Annotated in this window: 1 protein-coding gene; it reads left to right on the forward strand. The window is 60.1% G+C overall.

Annotated elements, in window-relative coordinates:
• Positions 1–194 (forward strand): hypothetical protein (locus ABFP37_RS22660; RefSeq protein WP_347035054.1); only part of this gene is annotated, 194 nt, incomplete at its 5' end.
• Positions 195–223 lie beyond the last annotated feature (29 nt).

Raw genomic sequence — 223 nt, forward strand, 5'->3', positions numbered from 1 at the left:
ACGCAAATATTTGTGAGCACTGCCCCAGCTTCCACGCCGAGCCCAGTTCACTGCCGATCCTTGCCGCACAACGCGTTGATGCCGATGCACTCGCCCGCGACGCCGAACAACGAGGCTGGATCGCCGAAGCCGAACGACACAAACAGCTCATCACACGACTCGACAGACTGATCAACGAGGCCACCGCAGGATGACCAACACGAACACCCTCAACCGCGTCGAG

Origin of the sequence: Burkholderia sp. RS01 (assembly GCF_039748055.1) — a bacterium.
Taxonomy (GTDB): Bacteria; Actinomycetota; Actinomycetes; order Actinomycetales; family Micrococcaceae; genus Arthrobacter.